Annotated in this window: 16 protein-coding genes; 12 read left to right on the top strand and 4 right to left on the bottom strand. The window is 54.2% G+C overall.

Features of this window, described 5'->3' with window-relative positions; genetic code table 11:
- The first annotated feature begins 32 nt into the window (after positions 1–32).
- The 3 genes from VV088_RS12870 to VV088_RS12860 all read left to right on the top strand — a co-directional run bounded on the left by VV088_RS12870 (position 33) and on the right by VV088_RS12860 (position 2,140).
- Positions 33–194: a hypothetical protein gene (locus VV088_RS12870; protein WP_334601114.1), complete on the top strand. Its 162-nt coding sequence runs from the start codon at positions 33–35 to the stop codon at positions 192–194.
- 235 nt (positions 195–429) lie between these two features.
- On the top strand, positions 430–1,137 hold the full coding sequence (locus tag VV088_RS12865) for an ABC transporter ATP-binding protein (protein WP_334601113.1): 708 nt from the start codon (positions 430–432) through the stop codon (positions 1,135–1,137).
- Positions 1,118–2,140, top strand: a complete 1,023-nt coding sequence (locus VV088_RS12860) for a hypothetical protein (RefSeq protein ID WP_334601112.1) — start codon at positions 1,118–1,120, stop codon at positions 2,138–2,140. The genes VV088_RS12865 and VV088_RS12860 overlap by 20 nt, the downstream gene beginning before the upstream one ends.
- Before the next feature lie 14 nt (positions 2,141–2,154).
- Here VV088_RS12860 and VV088_RS12855 read toward each other — a convergent pair whose 3' ends face one another.
- From VV088_RS12855 to VV088_RS12845, 3 genes are all read right to left on the bottom strand, one after another.
- On the bottom strand, positions 2,155–3,489 hold the full coding sequence (locus tag VV088_RS12855) for an MATE family efflux transporter (protein ID WP_334601111.1): 1,335 nt from the start codon (positions 3,487–3,489) through the stop codon (positions 2,155–2,157).
- Complete coding sequence (locus tag VV088_RS12850; protein ID WP_334601110.1) at positions 3,482–4,333, bottom strand: GNAT family N-acetyltransferase; 852 nt, start codon at positions 4,331–4,333, stop codon at positions 3,482–3,484. The genes VV088_RS12855 and VV088_RS12850 overlap by 8 nt, the downstream gene beginning before the upstream one ends.
- 133 nt (positions 4,334–4,466) lie before the next feature.
- Positions 4,467–5,345, bottom strand: coding sequence for an MBL fold metallo-hydrolase (locus VV088_RS12845; protein ID WP_334601109.1), 879 nt, complete (start codon positions 5,343–5,345; stop codon positions 4,467–4,469).
- Between the two features lie 161 nt (positions 5,346–5,506).
- On the opposite strand from VV088_RS12845, the gene VV088_RS12840 reads away from it, so the two are divergent.
- Genes VV088_RS12840 through VV088_RS12820 form a run of 5 tightly spaced genes read left to right on the top strand, consistent with a single transcriptional unit; the run spans position 5,507 to position 10,056 of the window.
- On the top strand, positions 5,507–6,226 hold the full coding sequence (locus VV088_RS12840; RefSeq protein ID WP_334601108.1) for a LytR/AlgR family response regulator transcription factor: 720 nt from the start codon (positions 5,507–5,509) through the stop codon (positions 6,224–6,226).
- Positions 6,223–7,602 carry a sensor histidine kinase gene (locus VV088_RS12835; protein ID WP_334601107.1) on the top strand — a complete coding sequence of 460 codons (1,380 nt, stop codon included), beginning with the start codon at positions 6,223–6,225 and terminating at the stop codon, positions 7,600–7,602. The genes VV088_RS12840 and VV088_RS12835 overlap by 4 nt, the downstream gene beginning before the upstream one ends.
- A complete protein-coding gene (locus VV088_RS12830; RefSeq protein ID WP_334601106.1) occupies positions 7,599–8,375 on the top strand; it encodes a DUF6033 family protein in 777 nt (258 codons plus the stop codon). The genes VV088_RS12835 and VV088_RS12830 overlap by 4 nt, the downstream gene beginning before the upstream one ends.
- 21 nt (positions 8,376–8,396) lie before the next feature.
- Complete coding sequence (locus tag VV088_RS12825; RefSeq protein WP_334601105.1) at positions 8,397–9,026, top strand: hypothetical protein; 630 nt, start codon at positions 8,397–8,399, stop codon at positions 9,024–9,026.
- A 13-nt stretch (positions 9,027–9,039) separates the two neighbouring features.
- The gene (locus tag VV088_RS12820) at positions 9,040–10,056 is read left to right on the top strand and encodes a hypothetical protein (protein WP_334601104.1); all 1,017 of its coding nucleotides are present in this window, start codon (positions 9,040–9,042) and stop codon (positions 10,054–10,056) included.
- Between the two features lie 56 nt (positions 10,057–10,112).
- Here VV088_RS12820 and VV088_RS12815 read toward each other — a convergent pair whose 3' ends face one another.
- Complete coding sequence (locus VV088_RS12815) at positions 10,113–10,961, bottom strand: PhzF family phenazine biosynthesis protein (protein WP_334601103.1); 849 nt, start codon at positions 10,959–10,961, stop codon at positions 10,113–10,115.
- Between the two features lie 159 nt (positions 10,962–11,120).
- On the opposite strand from VV088_RS12815, the gene VV088_RS12810 reads away from it, so the two are divergent.
- From VV088_RS12810 to VV088_RS12795, 4 genes are all read left to right on the top strand, one after another.
- Positions 11,121–11,810 carry a response regulator transcription factor gene (locus VV088_RS12810; protein WP_334601102.1) on the top strand — a complete coding sequence of 230 codons (690 nt, stop codon included), beginning with the start codon at positions 11,121–11,123 and terminating at the stop codon, positions 11,808–11,810.
- On the top strand, positions 11,807–12,832 hold the full coding sequence (locus VV088_RS12805) for a sensor histidine kinase (RefSeq protein WP_334601101.1): 1,026 nt from the start codon (positions 11,807–11,809) through the stop codon (positions 12,830–12,832). The genes VV088_RS12810 and VV088_RS12805 overlap by 4 nt, the downstream gene beginning before the upstream one ends.
- A gap of 111 nt (positions 12,833–12,943) precedes the next feature.
- Complete coding sequence (locus tag VV088_RS12800; RefSeq protein WP_334601100.1) at positions 12,944–13,609, top strand: ABC transporter ATP-binding protein; 666 nt, start codon at positions 12,944–12,946, stop codon at positions 13,607–13,609.
- A 13-nt stretch (positions 13,610–13,622) separates the two neighbouring features.
- Positions 13,623–16,010 carry an FtsX-like permease family protein gene (locus VV088_RS12795; protein ID WP_334601099.1) on the top strand — a complete coding sequence of 796 codons (2,388 nt, stop codon included), beginning with the start codon at positions 13,623–13,625 and terminating at the stop codon, positions 16,008–16,010.
- The last annotated feature ends 1 nt before the right edge of the window (position 16,011 follow it).

Below are 16,011 nucleotides of genomic sequence, written 5' to 3'. Positions count from 1 at the left end.
CAAGGAAGCACCGCTTCAAGGAGGAAATTGTTATGCGTCATGTTTATATTCGTGGTATCCTGGCTCTGATCTGGCTGGCGGCAGCGGTCGTCAGCGGCGTATCCGCTAACCTGGAATGGGCCGGGCTCTATGTCCTGATGGGGGCGGCTTTCGGATATTCCGCCTACGCCACCTGGAAGAAAAGAGAAAAGTAGTGTCATGAAAAATACGAAACGCTGCCCCAAATGCGGCTCTCAGGCCATTGTCCGCGTGCCTGATGACGCCCACCGCTATCTGGCAAACAGTATCTGCATTACGAATCTCGCGTTTGTAAAAAGAATTCCCGTGGCCCGCTATGTCTGCTGTGAGTGCGGATACGTAGAGAATTGGGTAGAAAACGGGAGAGAACGTGAAAAGCTCCACCACACTTTTAGATAGGGGGATTCGGTCATGAACGGGAACATCCTGGAGCTTCAAAACCTCAGCGCCTGGTACAGTGAGGGAAAGAATGTGCTGTCCGGCTTCTCCCTCCAGCTGCGTCCCCATGAGGTGGTGGGGCTGATCGGCCTGAATGGGGCTGGGAAGACCACCTTTCTGAAAACCCTGTCCGGTCTCCATGAGGGCTTCCGCTGTGACGGCATCCGTCTGAACGGCCAGCCCGCCGCTTTCCGGGACAGGGACTTCAAGCTGAGCCGGTACACCGTCTTTGCCGAGGACAGCTCCTTCCAATACTTCACCTTTCGGGAGTACCTGTCCTATGTGGCGGCGGCGTATAAACAGAAACTGCCTGATGTGTCCGAGCTGGTGCGGGGCTTTCACTTTGAGGAATATGCCGACGCCCTGTTGAAGGACCTGTCCACCGGCAGCAGGAAAAAGGCGTTTCTGATCACAGCTTTCGCCCTGAAGCGGCCGCTGCTCCTGCTGGACGAGCCGGTGAACGGCCTGGACTTCCAGAGCACGGAGTACCTGTACCAGCTGATCGCCGGGTACAAGGAGTACGGAACAGTCCTGTTCTCCTCCCACATCCTGGAGAGCATCACCCTGACCTCCGACCGGGTGCTGGTGCTGGAGGATGGGCAGATTCGGCGGAGCTTTGCGGGCGGCGAGATCAACGCCGCCAACATTCGGGAGGCCCTGCATGATGAAAATGAGCTTTAACGTGACTGCAAAAAAGCTGTTCGGCGTGAAATACGAGCGGCTGGCCCGGACGCTTTTCCTCGATCTGGTGGTCTTCTGGGGGCTGCATATTGCGGATTTTCAGGTACAAATCGCACCTTTCATCTTATATCTGATGTCCGCTATGTTTTCCGCCGGGGTCATGTGGCAGGCCCTCTCCTCTGATGACAACCGGGCCAACCTGGAAAATATGCTTATGCTTCCCTTTGAGAGCCGTACCCTGGTGTTTTCCTATGTGGCCGCCCTGGGGGCCTATACCCTGCTGACCAAAACCGCTGGGCTGCTGGCGGTGGTCTGGGCGGTCGGCCGCTGGAGCTGGGTGGAGATTTTGGGCAGCGTCCTCTGCGCCCTGGCCGCTATTGTGGTGGCGTCCTGCCTCTATCCCCTGCGCCTGGGGCGCACCGACGCCTACGCCTTTTATGTCCAACCCGAGAAACGCAAGGGGACGGTCAGAGTCCACAGCCGCCCCTCCGTGTGGCGCTACCTGTTCCGTTACCTGATGTCCCACAAGAACTATCTGGTCAACACAGCGGCAATGTGGGGCGTGGCCTGCGTCCTGCCGGTGCTGTTGGGTCAGATGGAGGCCCGGTTTATCCTGCCGGTGGGCTTTGCGATTCTATCCTTGAACACCCCCCTCTGCATCCTGCTGTCCTGCGACCCGGCTCTGGAGCAGGCGGTGCGGTTTCTGCCGGGACAGCAAAAGGCGTTCTGCATTCCCTACTGCCTCTTTCTCTTCGGGTGTAACCTGGCCGCAGACATCATTTTCCTGTGCAGCTGGCAACTCCAGATCGGCGGGATTGCTCCGTTCCATCTTTTGACGGCGGTCTCCTTTGCTCTGTTGAGCGCGGCCGGCTCCGTCCTGCTGGAGTGGTACTGCCCCATACGGGGATGGAAAATCGAAAGCGATCTCTGGCATCACCCGCGGAAATACGTTGTGCCCGCTGTCATGCTTCTGCTGGCCGGATTGGTGGGGATGTTTTTATGAATAGATAAAGAGAATCAAAAACTGTAGGAATATCGTTTCCGATAGTGGAAAAGGCAAGCCGCAGATACAACAAACATAATCCCCTCTGCGGCTGGAACAGCCAGCCATACTCCCGCTATTCCCCAAATATGGGGCAGTAACAGGATGCCGCCGGCCAGCAGGCCGAACGTCCGCAAAAAGGAAAGAACCGCAGACACTTTTCCGTTTGACAATGCTGTGAACATCGCGGAGGTAAAATTGTTCAAGCCGCAAAATAAAAAGCTGTATGAAAAAATCGTAAAGCCGTTTGCCGCAATTTGGTAGACTTCCGATGTATTATCCGCAAATAGCCGCACAATGTGGGAGCCGCCGAACATGGAAATCGAAAATATCAGCACCGATGCCAACCCGATGAACCGCATACTGATGGAGAAAACCCGTTTTTGTTGGACATCATTTCTGTTTCCGTAGTTAAACCCGATAATGGGCGCTATTCCCATAGAGTAGCCGATATACAGTGTGTTCAGCAGGAATTGAGAGTAGATAATAATGGTAATCGCCGCAACGCCATTTTCTCCCAGCAGGTTCATCATGGTGCGATTGAACAGGAATGTCGTGACGGCTGTTGCCAGTTGGCTCACCATTTCGGAGGAGCCATTGAAACAGCTCTCCCCAATCACGGCCCATTTCAATTTTGGCCTTGTGAAAGACAGCGTTCCTTTGCTCCGCGCAAAATAGACCAGCCCGGCAACCGTGGGGATCAGATAGCCGAAGCCTGTCCCCAAAGCAGCGCCCCGGATGCCCAGGCCGCAGGGGACAATGAAAATGTAATCCAAAATGATATTTGCCACGCCAGCCAGAACAGACAGCCCAAAACCGAGGCCCGGTTTTCCCGCTGTCACAAACAGGTTTGAAAACAGCGTTTGCAGTATATTGGCCGGAATGAACAGAAACAGCACCATGAGATAGTCCTTGCAATAGGGAAACAGCAGATCGCTGGCCCCAAGAGTATAAACAATGTTGTCAATCCAAATTGTCCCGCCTAAAAGAATGAGAAATCCGATCACTGCGCCTGTGAGTATGAGCAAGGTGAAATCTTCCTTTGCCTCCTGATTTTCACCCGCCCCCATTTTTCGGGAGACAATCGCGTTTCCGCCTGTTGCAATCATTGTCCCCAGCCCCACCGTGATATTGATAATGGGGCAAACAATATTGATAGAGGAAAGCGCATCCGTATTCACAAACTGCGCCACAAAGATCGTGTCCACGATGGTGTATAATCCCATAAAAATCATCATAACGATGGTGGGAAATGCGAAGCGCAGGAGTGACCCTGCGCTCCATTTTTGGTCTAAAATGTTATCATCCATTGTCGCCTTTCTCCTGTTTTGGTGGTAGAATGAGCCGCTGGGTGGGGTAGCCAAACTCCGTGAGAAGCTCCGACTCGGCAAAGCCCAGCCGCTTATATTCCTCTCGCTGGCCTGTATCGGCCTTGTCCCCCTCGCGGAAAGTTGTAATGCTGATTTCGCGGCCCACAAATAGATTGCACATCATAAAATCAAGAAAAGCCTTTGCCACTCCATAATGCCGGTACTGCGGATGTACCGCCAGAAAGTCGATGCTCCCGGTCTGATAGGAAAATGCGGCGGCCCCAATGATCGTGGAGCCATCCCGCATAATCAAAGCCTGTCGCCATTGAACATATTGCTTGACCTGTTCCAAATGTGAGTTTTCATCCAGGCAGGGAAAACCGTCAATGACAAGGGTGATAAAATTCATCCAGTCGGGAATATCCGCCAGCGTAGCATAAGAAATTTCCTGCATCATCGTATTAGGAGCAGTTGGATTTTTGTTCAATGTAAACTCCAGTTGTAGAGGATAAAAGACCTCGTTTTGCCGATATTCCAGCGGCGTTTGCTTATACATCGTCTTGAAGATAGACGAAAAAGCCTGTTGGCTTTCATAGCCAGCAATCAGCGCGATTTCAATAATCGGCTTTTCTGAAAATACCAGCAGTTTTGCCGCCTCAGTCAGTTGGCGTCGTTGTATATAGTCGTGGAGTGTGATACCAACTGTGTCTGTAAACATTCGGTGCAGGTGGTACTTGGAATAGCAAACCGCATTTGCAACAGTGTCTAAATCCAATTTTTCATTGAGATGCGCTTCAATGTAGGAAATCACTGTCGCTATATTCTCAACCTTATGACCGTTCATGGTTTCCCCCCTTTCGGCTTTCATTATAGCAGAATGGAAAAAACTACTTTTCATTATTCTTGCGGTCTTTTCCTATATCATACGCCCCAGGAGCACCTCCCCTGGGGCGTGTGTCAGTTATTGGTTTGTCTCCCTACGCTCTTCGCCAGAGCAGCATATTGTTTTCAAACAGGGCGTTCACCCTGCCGGCGTCCTTCAGCCACGCCAGATAGGAGCGGACGGTGCTGCCCACCAGGACGTATTGCTCAAAGTTCATGGTCAGCCCGTAATCCGTAAACAGCTTTTGCAAAATGGCCTCAAAGCAAAGCGGCTCCCGGCAGATGCCGGTGATCCTGTCCGCAATCTCCAGCACCTTGTCGATGTTGTACTGAGCGAGATCGGCTATATCCTCGGAGGCGGCGGCATGGGATGGGACAAACATCTTCGCTTGCAGGGATTTCACCATTTCCAGCGTGTTCAGATAGGCGGCGACATCATAGATGAAGCCGATCTGATACTTGTCCAGCGTCTCCCGGCTGGACAGGCAGTCCGCCAGATAGACCACATCATCCGGCGTCCGAAAGCCTACCATATCAAAGAAATGTCCCGGCAGGGGGATGATCTCAAAGCCCTCCGGTAAGGATTCTTTGGTCAGCTCCTGGGCATCGCTCTCCTGGGCCATCAGGAATTTGTGCCGCAGTTCCTTACACGGATAGCCCCCGTACAAAAAGGACGGTTCCAGGATGGGGTGGCGGGTAAAGGCGCAGTCGATCCCCGGAGCGTAGATTTTGCACCCGGTCTGGTCCTGCAAATACTTATTGCCGCCGATGTGGTCGGCGTTGGAGTGTGTGTTGTAGATAGCGGTGAGCCGCCAGCCGTTGGCGTCCAGAAGCTGCCGTACCTTGCGCCCTGCGTCTTTATCGTTGCCGCTGTCAATCAGGCAAACATCCTGCTCGTTCAGCTTTACCAACCCGATTTTGGCCGGACTTTGGATGTAATAGCTCTGCTCGGAAATTTGAATCAGTTCATACATAACAAATAACCTCCTGCCGCTGTATCAGTAGTTGACTTCATTATGATATAATAGACCAACCAATTATGATTGTCCAGTCACGCTCTCAAACCGTCCAGTCACGTCAACCGGGTTTATCCTGACGGCCATTTGAACGAATAAACACATAGAGGAAGATCGACATGATAAAAATAGCGATTTGTGATGATGAAGCCCCAACCCGCGCCTACCTCGCATCCCTGATCCGGGCGCAATCCTGCCCCTGTGAGATCGTGGAGTACGCTTCTGCCGGTGACTGCCTTGCAGATCAGCGGGAAATTGATTTGCTCTTTTTGGACATAGAGCTGGCCCCCTCCGGTCTGGACGGTATGGCCCTGGCCCGGAAGATCAGGGAACGGGCGACTGTGACACAGCCGGTCATTATCTTTGTAACCGGCTATGAACGGTATGTATTCGATGCCTTTGACGTAGGGGCGTTCCAATACCTGCTGAAGCCGGTGGACGAAGAAAAGTTTGCCCAGGTCTTTGCACGTGCGGTTGCACAGATCGGAACTGCCAAGGAAAAGCCGGGGCGTGCGCTGACGCTCCAATCCGCCAACACCAGCAAAACCATACCGCTGGACAGCATCTACTACATCGAAAGCAGCAATCATAAGGTTGAGTTGCATTTGAAGGATGGTAAATTTGTCTGCTATGCAAAAATCGGGGATTTGGAGCTGGAACTGCAAGACCAGTTTTTCCGCATCCACAAGGGCTATCTGGTCAATCTCTCCTATGTGGCCGGTTATAGCAAAACGGAGGTAACACTGACAAATGGGAAAAGGCTTTTACTCTCAAAGTATAAGTACCAGGACTTTGTAAAGGCATACCTCCACTTCTTGAAAAGGGGAGCTGGCCTATGAGTGAAACAGGATTCCGCATTTTCAACAGTGTTTTTTCCACTGGGGCAGAATTGACCTACGCCGTCCTGCTCACCGCTTTTTTCCATCCGTTCGTTCCGCAGGACAAACAGCTGCGCAGGCTGCTCCTTGTTTTTTCGGCCTATATTCTGTTTGAGATCGTCTGTAACCGAGCGGCGCTGCCCCAAGGCTCCTTTGGGCTGATCCTGATGGCGATTCTGCTGGTGATATCCAAGTGGATCGGTCTGGAAAAGCCGTCGGTGTTCCTCCTGACGCTGCTCTACTTCAACGCCAGAATTTCCAGCGGCCTGATGGTGCAAAGTCTGTATTTTATCGTGGAGCGGTCAGTCCCCTACCGTCTGGAACCGCCGGAGGCGGTCTTTCTCCGCGCCGCCCTGCTGGTTGTGCTGTTCCTGCTGTCCCACGCCTCCATGCTGGCCGTCATGCTCTATGCCCTCCAACGTCAAATGCGAAAGCAGAGCATGACGCTTCATCGGCGGGAGCTGTGCTATCTTGCCCTGGTGCCAACAGCGGGGATTCTGTTCGGACAGGTGATCTCCCGGTTGCTGGTGGAGTTCAAGGACGGCGTTCTGCTCCAGCTCTACGAGCGCCACCCGGCGTTTTTGGCGGTAGTGCCGGTGCTGGCCTTGCTGTTCTACGCTGGGGCCTATCTAACCATCGCCTTTCAGCAGGGTATGGCGGCGCTGCGGGAGGAACAGGCCGCCCTCTATGCGGAACACCAGCAGACCCAGGCGATCCGGGCGCGCATCCATGAGGCGGAACAGTTCTACACCCGCATCCGTGGTCTGAAACACGAAATGCGGGGCCACCTGACCAACATCAAAGGTCTGGCGCAGAGCGGCGAATATGCCAGCCTGGAGGACTATATCGCCAAAATGGACGAGAGCATGAGCGGCTTTGAGCTGACGCTCCAGACGGGCAACCCGGTCACGGATGTGATTGTCAACGGTATTCGGCGGCGGAGCCTTGACTTGAGCATCCGCTTCCAGGCGGAGTTCCATTACCCCGATCCGGGGGCCTACGATGCCTTTGACGTGGGGATCATCCTGCAAAACCTTATGCAAAATGCGCTGGAGGCTTGCGAGAAGATCAGCGAGGGTGAACGGTTTATTGTTCTGACTGGAAAGAGAAAAGGACGTTTCTTTCTGATAGAGGTCAAAAATTCTTTCGCGGGTGAGGTGGTATTCGGGCAGGACGGTTTGCCTGTCACAACGAAACAGGAGGATGCCCCCATGCACGGGATTGGTCTTGCCAACGTGCGCCGGGAAGCGGAGAAGTATATGGGAGAATTGGAACTGAAAGTGAATCAGCAGACATTTTCCGCAACAGTTTTATTGCAGGAAGGGAGTAGTTTATGAGCGGTATGATTGACAGCAGCTATTTAACCAGAATGTATAGCGCTTTACCCGGAAACCTTACTGTTCGGAGTACAGCGGCGCGGACTTCCAGCTTTTTGGATATGGCAGCAAAGGCCAGCAGAGATACCACGGATGTGCTGGAAACCAGCAGCAGGCTGGAAGCCGCCAAAGACACAGAAACGTCAAATGTGGACGCCTATATGGAGCATTTGAAAAAGAAATATGGGCGGGTGACTATTGAAAGTATAGGTAAAGACCAGGCCAGCTTGGAAAAAGCAGGCAAGCGCATGAGTGGAAACGATGTTGTAATTGCCCCCAACATTTTGAATGAAATGGCAAGTGACCCAAAGAAGGCCGCTTATTACGAACAGAAGATTGATTACTTCTTCACGGATGTCATTCCAAACGGTAAGGCTTTTGCGGCATCTATGGGGCTGACCTTTGAGCCGTGCGGTGTGGTGGTTCATGAGGATGGAACCGTAACCTATATCTGCGGAGGCGGGGATTCCCCGGAGCGCGTGGCCGAGGTAAACAGGATCAATGCGGAAAAGGCCAAGAAAAAAGCGGAACAGCAACGGCAGTATCAGGAGCAGTCTGCGGCGGCGGCAGCACAGCGCAGGGCCATGTGGGAGCGCACCGCAGAAACGGCGGCGCTGGAAAAGACCTTCTCTAATATTGGCGATCTGCTGAAAACGCGGATGGTATCTGCCCCTGCGATCACGCCGGAAGTGTCTTTACCGGCAGGAACAAATATGTTCTTCCTCAATATGTGATGTAAAGGAAAGGGCGATATAATGAGCAATATCATTCAGCCAAGTTTTGGGGCGCGGACATATACCGCTCCCACAAAGTCCCGTGAAACAAAACAGACCGGGACGCAGGGCAGCAGTTTCCTTGATCTGGCGACACGGGCCAGCAGAAGCACAACGGATGTTCTGGAAATTAACAGCACCGAATCCACTCAGCAGAAAACGGTGCTATCCGAAGCAGAGGAAATGCAGCTCTTTAAGAAAGAGTTTTATGAGGACTTATCGAAAATAGTCTGTAATCCGACCGTAAGTAATGCGGCTGTCAATATATCGGATGCAGCATTTCAAGCTATGAAAGATGATCCAGAATATAGGGCACAGGTTCTCTCCTTGCTTCAAAGGGATTTGGGCGCTTCTTTTGCTCCGAGAAACTGTTCTATTCTGATTACCGTTGGAACAGACCTCGATCAATACAGAGCTGATTCATGGCCTGTTGGAAATGATTCTGAATTTCATTTGCGCTCAAAAGACAGTTTTTGGGAGCAACGCATGGAACGCCACAAAAAATATATGGAACTTGCCGAGGAAGCCGCGGCAAAGCGGCGGCTGATGATGAAACTCCGCATGAACGGCGGTTCCGTCAGCGCCGCAGAGCTGTTGATGGGGCTGCTTTAAGGGAGGAAATATTGTGAGCAACACAATTCAGCCAAGTTATGGGACGCAGGCATATAGCGCCCCCACAAAGGCCCGTGAAGCCAAGCAGACCGGGACGCAAGGCAACAGTTTTCTTGATATGGCGGCGCAGGCCAGCCGGGGCAGAACGGACACGCTGACCACCGGCATGAGCGGCCTTATGGGTATGGCGGGTTTGCCTACCAGCCTTATGATGGATTTGTCGGTGCGGGCTACCGGGCAGGTTCAGGCGGGGAGTGTGGAGGCAGCAGAAGCAACAGAGGCTCCTTCATTGGAAACCATGCTGAAAGCCAAATACCCTAACATCTATTATCACGTTTTTGACGCCAGCAGCGGCTATTGGAGAACACGGAACGACTATCCCCATTATCTGTTGTACCAGGACGGGGACAAAGCAAAGGAAACGCTGGAAAATTGGCAACCCACCGGGGCCAATCCCTTCTACGGCTCCATTGATGGCAGATTTACCGCTCCAAAGGAGATTCACGCCCTGGGCAGCGTTCCGCCTGGGAGCAAGGCCGTGGTCATTCATCCCAAGGTGCAGGAGCGTATGGAGCAAGACCCAGCCTATGCCCAGGAGATTTTTGCGAAGATTGACACCTGGTTTGCCTTTGATGTGGCTCGGAACGAGGCCATCATGCCCGGCAGTACATGGGATATGTCCCAGGCCGTTGCCATTGGGGAGGACGGGAACATCTGCAACGCCTGTTCCTCCAGCGCGGGTGGTGAGATCACCTACTCCAAGAGCGGTTCTGACGATGAAGAAAGCTGGTGGGATTTGCGTATGGCCCGCCATGCCGAGTTTATGAAGCTGGCGGCGGAAAAGCAGATTGAGCGCCGCATACAAGCATCTCAACTGGCCGCGTCCGCTGCGGCAAAGTCCCAACTTGCCGCCATGCTGACAGGCGGGAACCTGCGGGAGATTTTCGGCAGCGAGATTGCCGGTATTCCCACCGAAACCGTTCTGGCGATCACACAGTCCCAGGTTTGGGGCGGTGGGGCGATTTTGTGATAATCCCTCTCAAAATAAAGTGGAAGGACAAGTCTCGATGGGCCTTGTCCTTCCACTTATATAAACAGCGTTTTCTTGCAAACCAGGTGTCCATATCCTCCAACATGAACAGCATCAATACTGCCGCCCTGATGCGTGATGTTTACTATGAGCCGAGAAACAGAGCCAAGGTTAAGTCCTTGCTCAAAAACATATTGTGACTGCTGCCTATAGTGCTGAAAAAGATAACAGGCCAGGGCGCAGCTTGATGTGCCGGTGGCGGATTCTTCATTGATTCCATATCGCGGGGCGAAGTTTCTGCATATCGCTGTTGTTTCAGCACCGTCAGTCAGAGCAAAAGCGTGGATGCCAACAACGTCCTGGTCACAGCACAAACTCACCATACTTGTAAAATTTGGGTTCAGTTTCTTCAAGTGTTCTTCGGTATCCACGGGAAGCATAATATCCTTCAATCCTGTGGAAACGATCTGGATGGGCAAAGCGGTATCAATAAATCCGGCTTCCAAGCATCCGACAAAAATATCAGGCGTTAGTGTTTCAAAATAAGTGGGGCGATTCTGTTCCATAAAAATCATCCCATCTTTTTCGATTTGGACATTGAGCATCCCCGCTTTTGTTTCAATCGTATAAGCATCTTTTCCTAACTTACCCAATGAGTTGAGAATAGAAAAAGCTGCTATTGTTGCATGGCCGCACAAGGGAACTTCTTCTGTGGGAGTAAAGTATCTTACTTTGAAATCCGCAACATCGGATTCCATCAAGAACGCAGTTTCAGAATACCCCAGGTCTTTTGCTATTGCCATCATTTTTGCAGGGATCAAATCGTGGCTGTCCAATACTACGCCAGCCCTGTTACCACCCGTACTATCTTTGCTAAAAGCACTTATCACATAGACTTCAACCATTCTAATTTTCCTCTCTGCGGAGTTTTTTCTATTATACTACACAAGGCTCAACAAGTCTCAAAAAATGCAAAAAAGATTTTTTGCAAAATACAGGTTGTCGTAACATTTCGCGGACATTTCTCTGTTATACTACCCTCAGTACGCGGAGGAGGACAAGCCATGAAACGGATACTGATCGTCGAGGACGACGCCCTTTTGAATAAGACACTGGCCTACAACCTGATTTCCGACGGCTGGGAGGTCACACCGGCCCTGAACGCCAAAACCGCCGCCGCTCTGCTGGCCGGAACGGAATATGACCTGGTGCTGCTGGATGTCAACCTGCCGGACGGCAGCGGCTATGACCTGTGCAAATTGATCAAGCCGGAACACCCTGACACGGTGGTGATCTTCCTCACCGCCAACGACCAGGAGAGCGACCAGCTCCGGGGCTATGAAGTGGGAGCCGTGGACTACATCACCAAGCCCTTCTCCATCGGAGCCCTACAGCGGAAGATCCGCGCCATGTTCGCCATGCTGGAGCACCACAAGCCGGCAAGGGACCTCTACGACGATGGCAGACTGTTCCTGGACTTCTCGGAGCAGACCGCCACGCTGAACGGAAAACCCATCACCCTCTCCCCCATGGAGTACAAAATGCTGTTCCTGTTCTGCAAAAATCCACGTCAGGTCCTGACCCGCCAGCGCCTTCTGGAGCGGCTGTGGGACGTGGACGAGAAATTTGTGGATGAGCACACCCTGACCACCTCCATCAGCCGCATTCGGGGTAAGATCGAAGCGGACGGTGATGCCTACATCAAGACCATCTATGGCATCGGCTATCAGTGGACAGGAGGCGAGCGGAAATGAGACGCATTTCGGTCAAGGCAATGTTTTTGCTGGTGGAGACCGGCGCGGCTGTCTCCATGCTGGTACTCACTTTCATCCTTTCTGCTATGACCGGCCAGGGGCGGGTACTGCTGGCCGGCGTGCTGCTGACGGTCTGCGCCTTGGCCTGGCTGTTTCTGCTGACGGTGTTTTTCGCCAGGCGGTTGTCCCGCTTCACCAGCGACCTGTGCCAGACGATGGACAACATGATCAGCGGCGGAGAGGCTCCGGAGCGGGCCGCTGACCAGGATACCATCTTTGCCCGGATCAGTCACTGGCTTTCCCAGCTGTATCGCATCATGCAGGAAAACCGGCGCAAGGTGGACGAGGAGCGGCAGGAACTTCAAATGCTGGTATCGGACATCTCCCATCAGGTAAAAACGCCGGTGAGCAATTTGAAAATGGTGACAGACACACTGCTGGCAAGGTCCGTCACGGAGCAGGAGCGGCGGGACTTTTTACAGGGCGTCCGCAGTCAGACGGACAAGCTGGAATTTCTCTTTCAAGCCCTTGTGAAAACCTCGCGTCTGGAGACCGGAGCCATCCGTCTGGAAAAAAAAGACGGCCTGCTGATCGACACACTGGCCCAGGCTATGAGCGGTATCGTCTACGGGGCGGAGAAAAAGGGCATTGCCGTATCGGTGCAGTGCCCGGAGGATCTGCGGGTGTCCCATGACAGCAAATGGACGGCGGAGGCCCTGTTCAATCTACTGGACAACGCGGTGAAGTACACTCCGGCGGGCGGGCAGATCAGCGTATCGGTGGAGCAGTGGGAGATGTATGTCAAGCTGGATGTGGCCGACACCGGCAAAGGCATCCCGGAGAGCAGTCAGGCCGCCATCTTCCGGCGCTTTTACCGTGAGGAGGAGGTTCACAACCAGCCGGGGGTGGGCATCGGCCTGTATCTGGCCCGTGAGATCATAACCCAGCAGGGCGGCTATATGAAAGTAACTTCGGAGCTTGGCAGAGGCTCTACCTTTTCGGTATTTTTGCCCCGCAGATGAAGTGTTCACAAAAAATTCACAAACAAGCCTCTGATTCGGACATTTCTGAGACATTTGGATTTTACGATCGCTCTGCAACAGGCGAAAAGCCGTGAAAGGAGCAATTTGAACATGAACGTATTACAGACCATTGATTTGAAAAAACAGTATGGCAGCGAACCCAACATCACCCGCGCCCTGGATGGCGTCAATCTCTCGGTGGAGCTGGGGGAGTTTGTGGCGGTGGTGGGGACCTCCGGCAGCGGGAAGTCCACCCTTCTCAATATGATGGGCGGTCTGGACACTCCCACTTCCGGCAGCGTGATCGTCCGTGGGGACGAGCTGGCGAAGAAGAACGACGAGGAGCTGACCATCTTCCGCCGCCGCAACATCGGCTTCATCTTCCAGAATTACAATCTGGTGTCCATTCTGAATGTCTATGAGAACATCGTCCTGCCGGTGGAGCTGGACGGCGACACGGTGGACCAGAAATTCATGGACGAGATCGTGAGGATGCTGGCCCTGGAGGATAAACTGCAAAATATGCCCAACAACCTCTCCGGCGGCCAGCAGCAGCGTGTCGCCATCGCCCGGGCCCTGATTACCAAACCGGCCATCGTCCTGGCCGACGAGCCCACCGGCAACCTGGACAGCAAGACCAGCGCCGACGTGCTGGGCCTGCTCAAGCGCACCAGCACGCAGTTCAACCAGACCATCGTGATGATCACCCACAACAACGAGATCGCACAGCTGGCCGACCGCATCGTGCGGATCGAGGACGGCATAATCGTGGGCTGAGGGGGTGGCGGCGATGACCTGGCCTTTTGAAAACGACACCAGCGCGGTGGAGAAGAAACTGGCAAGCCGCAGCATCAAAGCCGACAAGCGACGGAGCGTTTTTGTTATCCTGACCATCGCCCTGGCCGTCTGCCTCATGGGAACCCTGTGCTTTCTCTACTCCGCCCAGCAGCTGAAGACCCTGGACGGTATCCTGGGACAGTATCAGGCCGGGTGCGGTGGGCTGACCCGGGAGGAGGTCGCCCGGCTGGTGGACGCCGGAAAATTTGAGAAATGGGGCTGTACCGTCGAGGCGGGGACCGCCCGCCATGAGGACGGCGTTTTGCGGATCAGCTTTGTCAGCCCGGAGATGATCGACCTGATGGGCTACGGCGAGATTACCGGGGCCTATCCCCAGAGGGAGAATGAGCTGTGCGTGGAACGCTCCTTTTTCCGCTATTTTGACCTCTCAGGGGAGGTCGGTCAGACGGTGGCCCTGGACCTGGGAGACGGCGAGAAGCCTTACACCGTCACTGGCATTCTGGAAGCGGAGAACGACAGCCGGATTTTCACGGTCTGGATTCCGGAGACTGCGGTGGAAGCGGACGGCCGCAATGCTCCCTATGAGCTGCGGTTCCGCTTTGCCGGGGGTATGGAACCGGATCAGCTCCGGTCGGATATTGAACAGTTCTTTACGGAAATGGGTATCCCGGAGGACCGTACTTTTTACAGCTCCAGCTACTTCGGCATGGTGGACCTGTACCTGGGGAACGGGATGGAGGTCTATGCCGCGGCGGCCCTGATTGCCGTCGTCTGCGCTATCGTGATCTATAACATTTTCTACATCTCTGTCATGGGCAAGCTGCGGGAATACGGCCGCCTGAAGGTGCTGGGGACCACGCCAAAACAGTTGAAGCGGGTGGTCAAGCGGGAGCGGCGCTTCCTGACCGCCATTGCCGTCCCCCTTGGGCTGATCTGTCCCGCTGTTATCGCGTTGATTGCAGTCCCCGGCTACTGGTCTTGGGGAGACAATATTCGCTCTGCGGTGGTGGTTTCCCTCCTGACCTATGGGACCGTCCTGATCGCCACCAGAAAACCCATGGCGATGGCGGGAAAGGTCTCCGCCATTGAGGCCATCCGCGCCACCGCCTATTCCCAGCAGCAGGGTCCCAGCGTTTCCAAGCAGCTCCACCGCCGCCTGACCATGCCCCGTCTGGCCCTGATGAACTTTTCCCGGAACCGGAAAAAGGCGTTTGTTACCACCCTCTCCCTGGGCCTGACCGGTATCCTTCTTCTCTGCGTTTCCGCCTACGCAAATTCAGTGGACGTCAAAGAAATGGCCCAGTCTCAATTCGGAGACCGGAGCCAGTATCTGCTGCAATATGAGGATTACGCGGGCCGGGAATTTGTGGAGATACAGAAGGAGAATCCTCTGGGCCAAACTCTGCGGGAGGAGCTGGCCGCACTTCCCGGCGTGGATTACGTCACGGCCTACAGCCTGACCTGCGTGGAGATTCCCGCCATCAGCGCCATTCCAGGCAACAGTGAGCATGAGCCGTTTGTTGTCAGGGGCATTTCCCAGGAGGATATGGCGGAGATGTACGAGGGCGGCGGGGTCCTGGAGGGAACCGCGGACTACCGGCAGCTGCTGGACGGGGACGGCATTCTGGTCTGTCCCGCCGGCAGTGCGCTGAAGGAGATATATCGGACCGGCTATCAGGTGGGGGATAGCATTACCGTTTCCTGCTACAACGGGCAGACGAAAACCTATACGGTGATGGGCATTGTGCAGGATGTTCAGATCGGCAGCTCGTCCCATTTCTTCATTCTGCCCGAGGAGGAGCTGTCCACCCTCTATCCGGAAATTTTGGATTTTACCGGCTATGTCAACCTCCACACAGAGCAAGACAGCGATCAACTGCGCCGGGCAGTGTTCAGCGCCGTGTCCGACCAGCGGGTGGCGGTCTCCGGACTGGAGGACCTGTCCGCCGAGCTGGAGCGTGGCCTGCGGGGGGAGCTGGCAAGAGACTACGGCATTCTGGCTTTTATCTTCGTCTTTTCCCTGATCAACCTCGCCAATACGCTCATTACCAATCTGCTCACCCGCCAGCAGGAGTTCGGCGTGTTCCAATCTGTGGGCATGAGCAACCGGCAGCTGTCCAGGATGCTGTCTTTCGAGTGCCTGTACTATGTGGGGATCACGCTGCTGGTCACCCTGACCCTGGGAACGGCGTGCAGTCTGGCCGTGTGCCGGGTGTTCGACCGGATCGGTATGTTCGGGACGCTCACCTATCATTTCCCGGTGCTCCAGGTGCTGTTGTTCGGAGCCGCGCTGCTCTTCGTGCAGTCGGTATTCTCGGTCTGCGCGGTTCGCTATACCAGAAGGCTTTCTCTCGTAGAGCGGATCAAGGCGACGGACTGAA

This window comes from Lawsonibacter sp. JLR.KK007, assembly GCF_036941135.1.
Taxonomy (GTDB): Bacteria; Bacillota; Clostridia; order Oscillospirales; family Oscillospiraceae; genus Lawsonibacter.
Note: the sequence above shows the minus strand (reverse complement) of the source record. Positions and strands in the feature narration are given on the sequence as shown.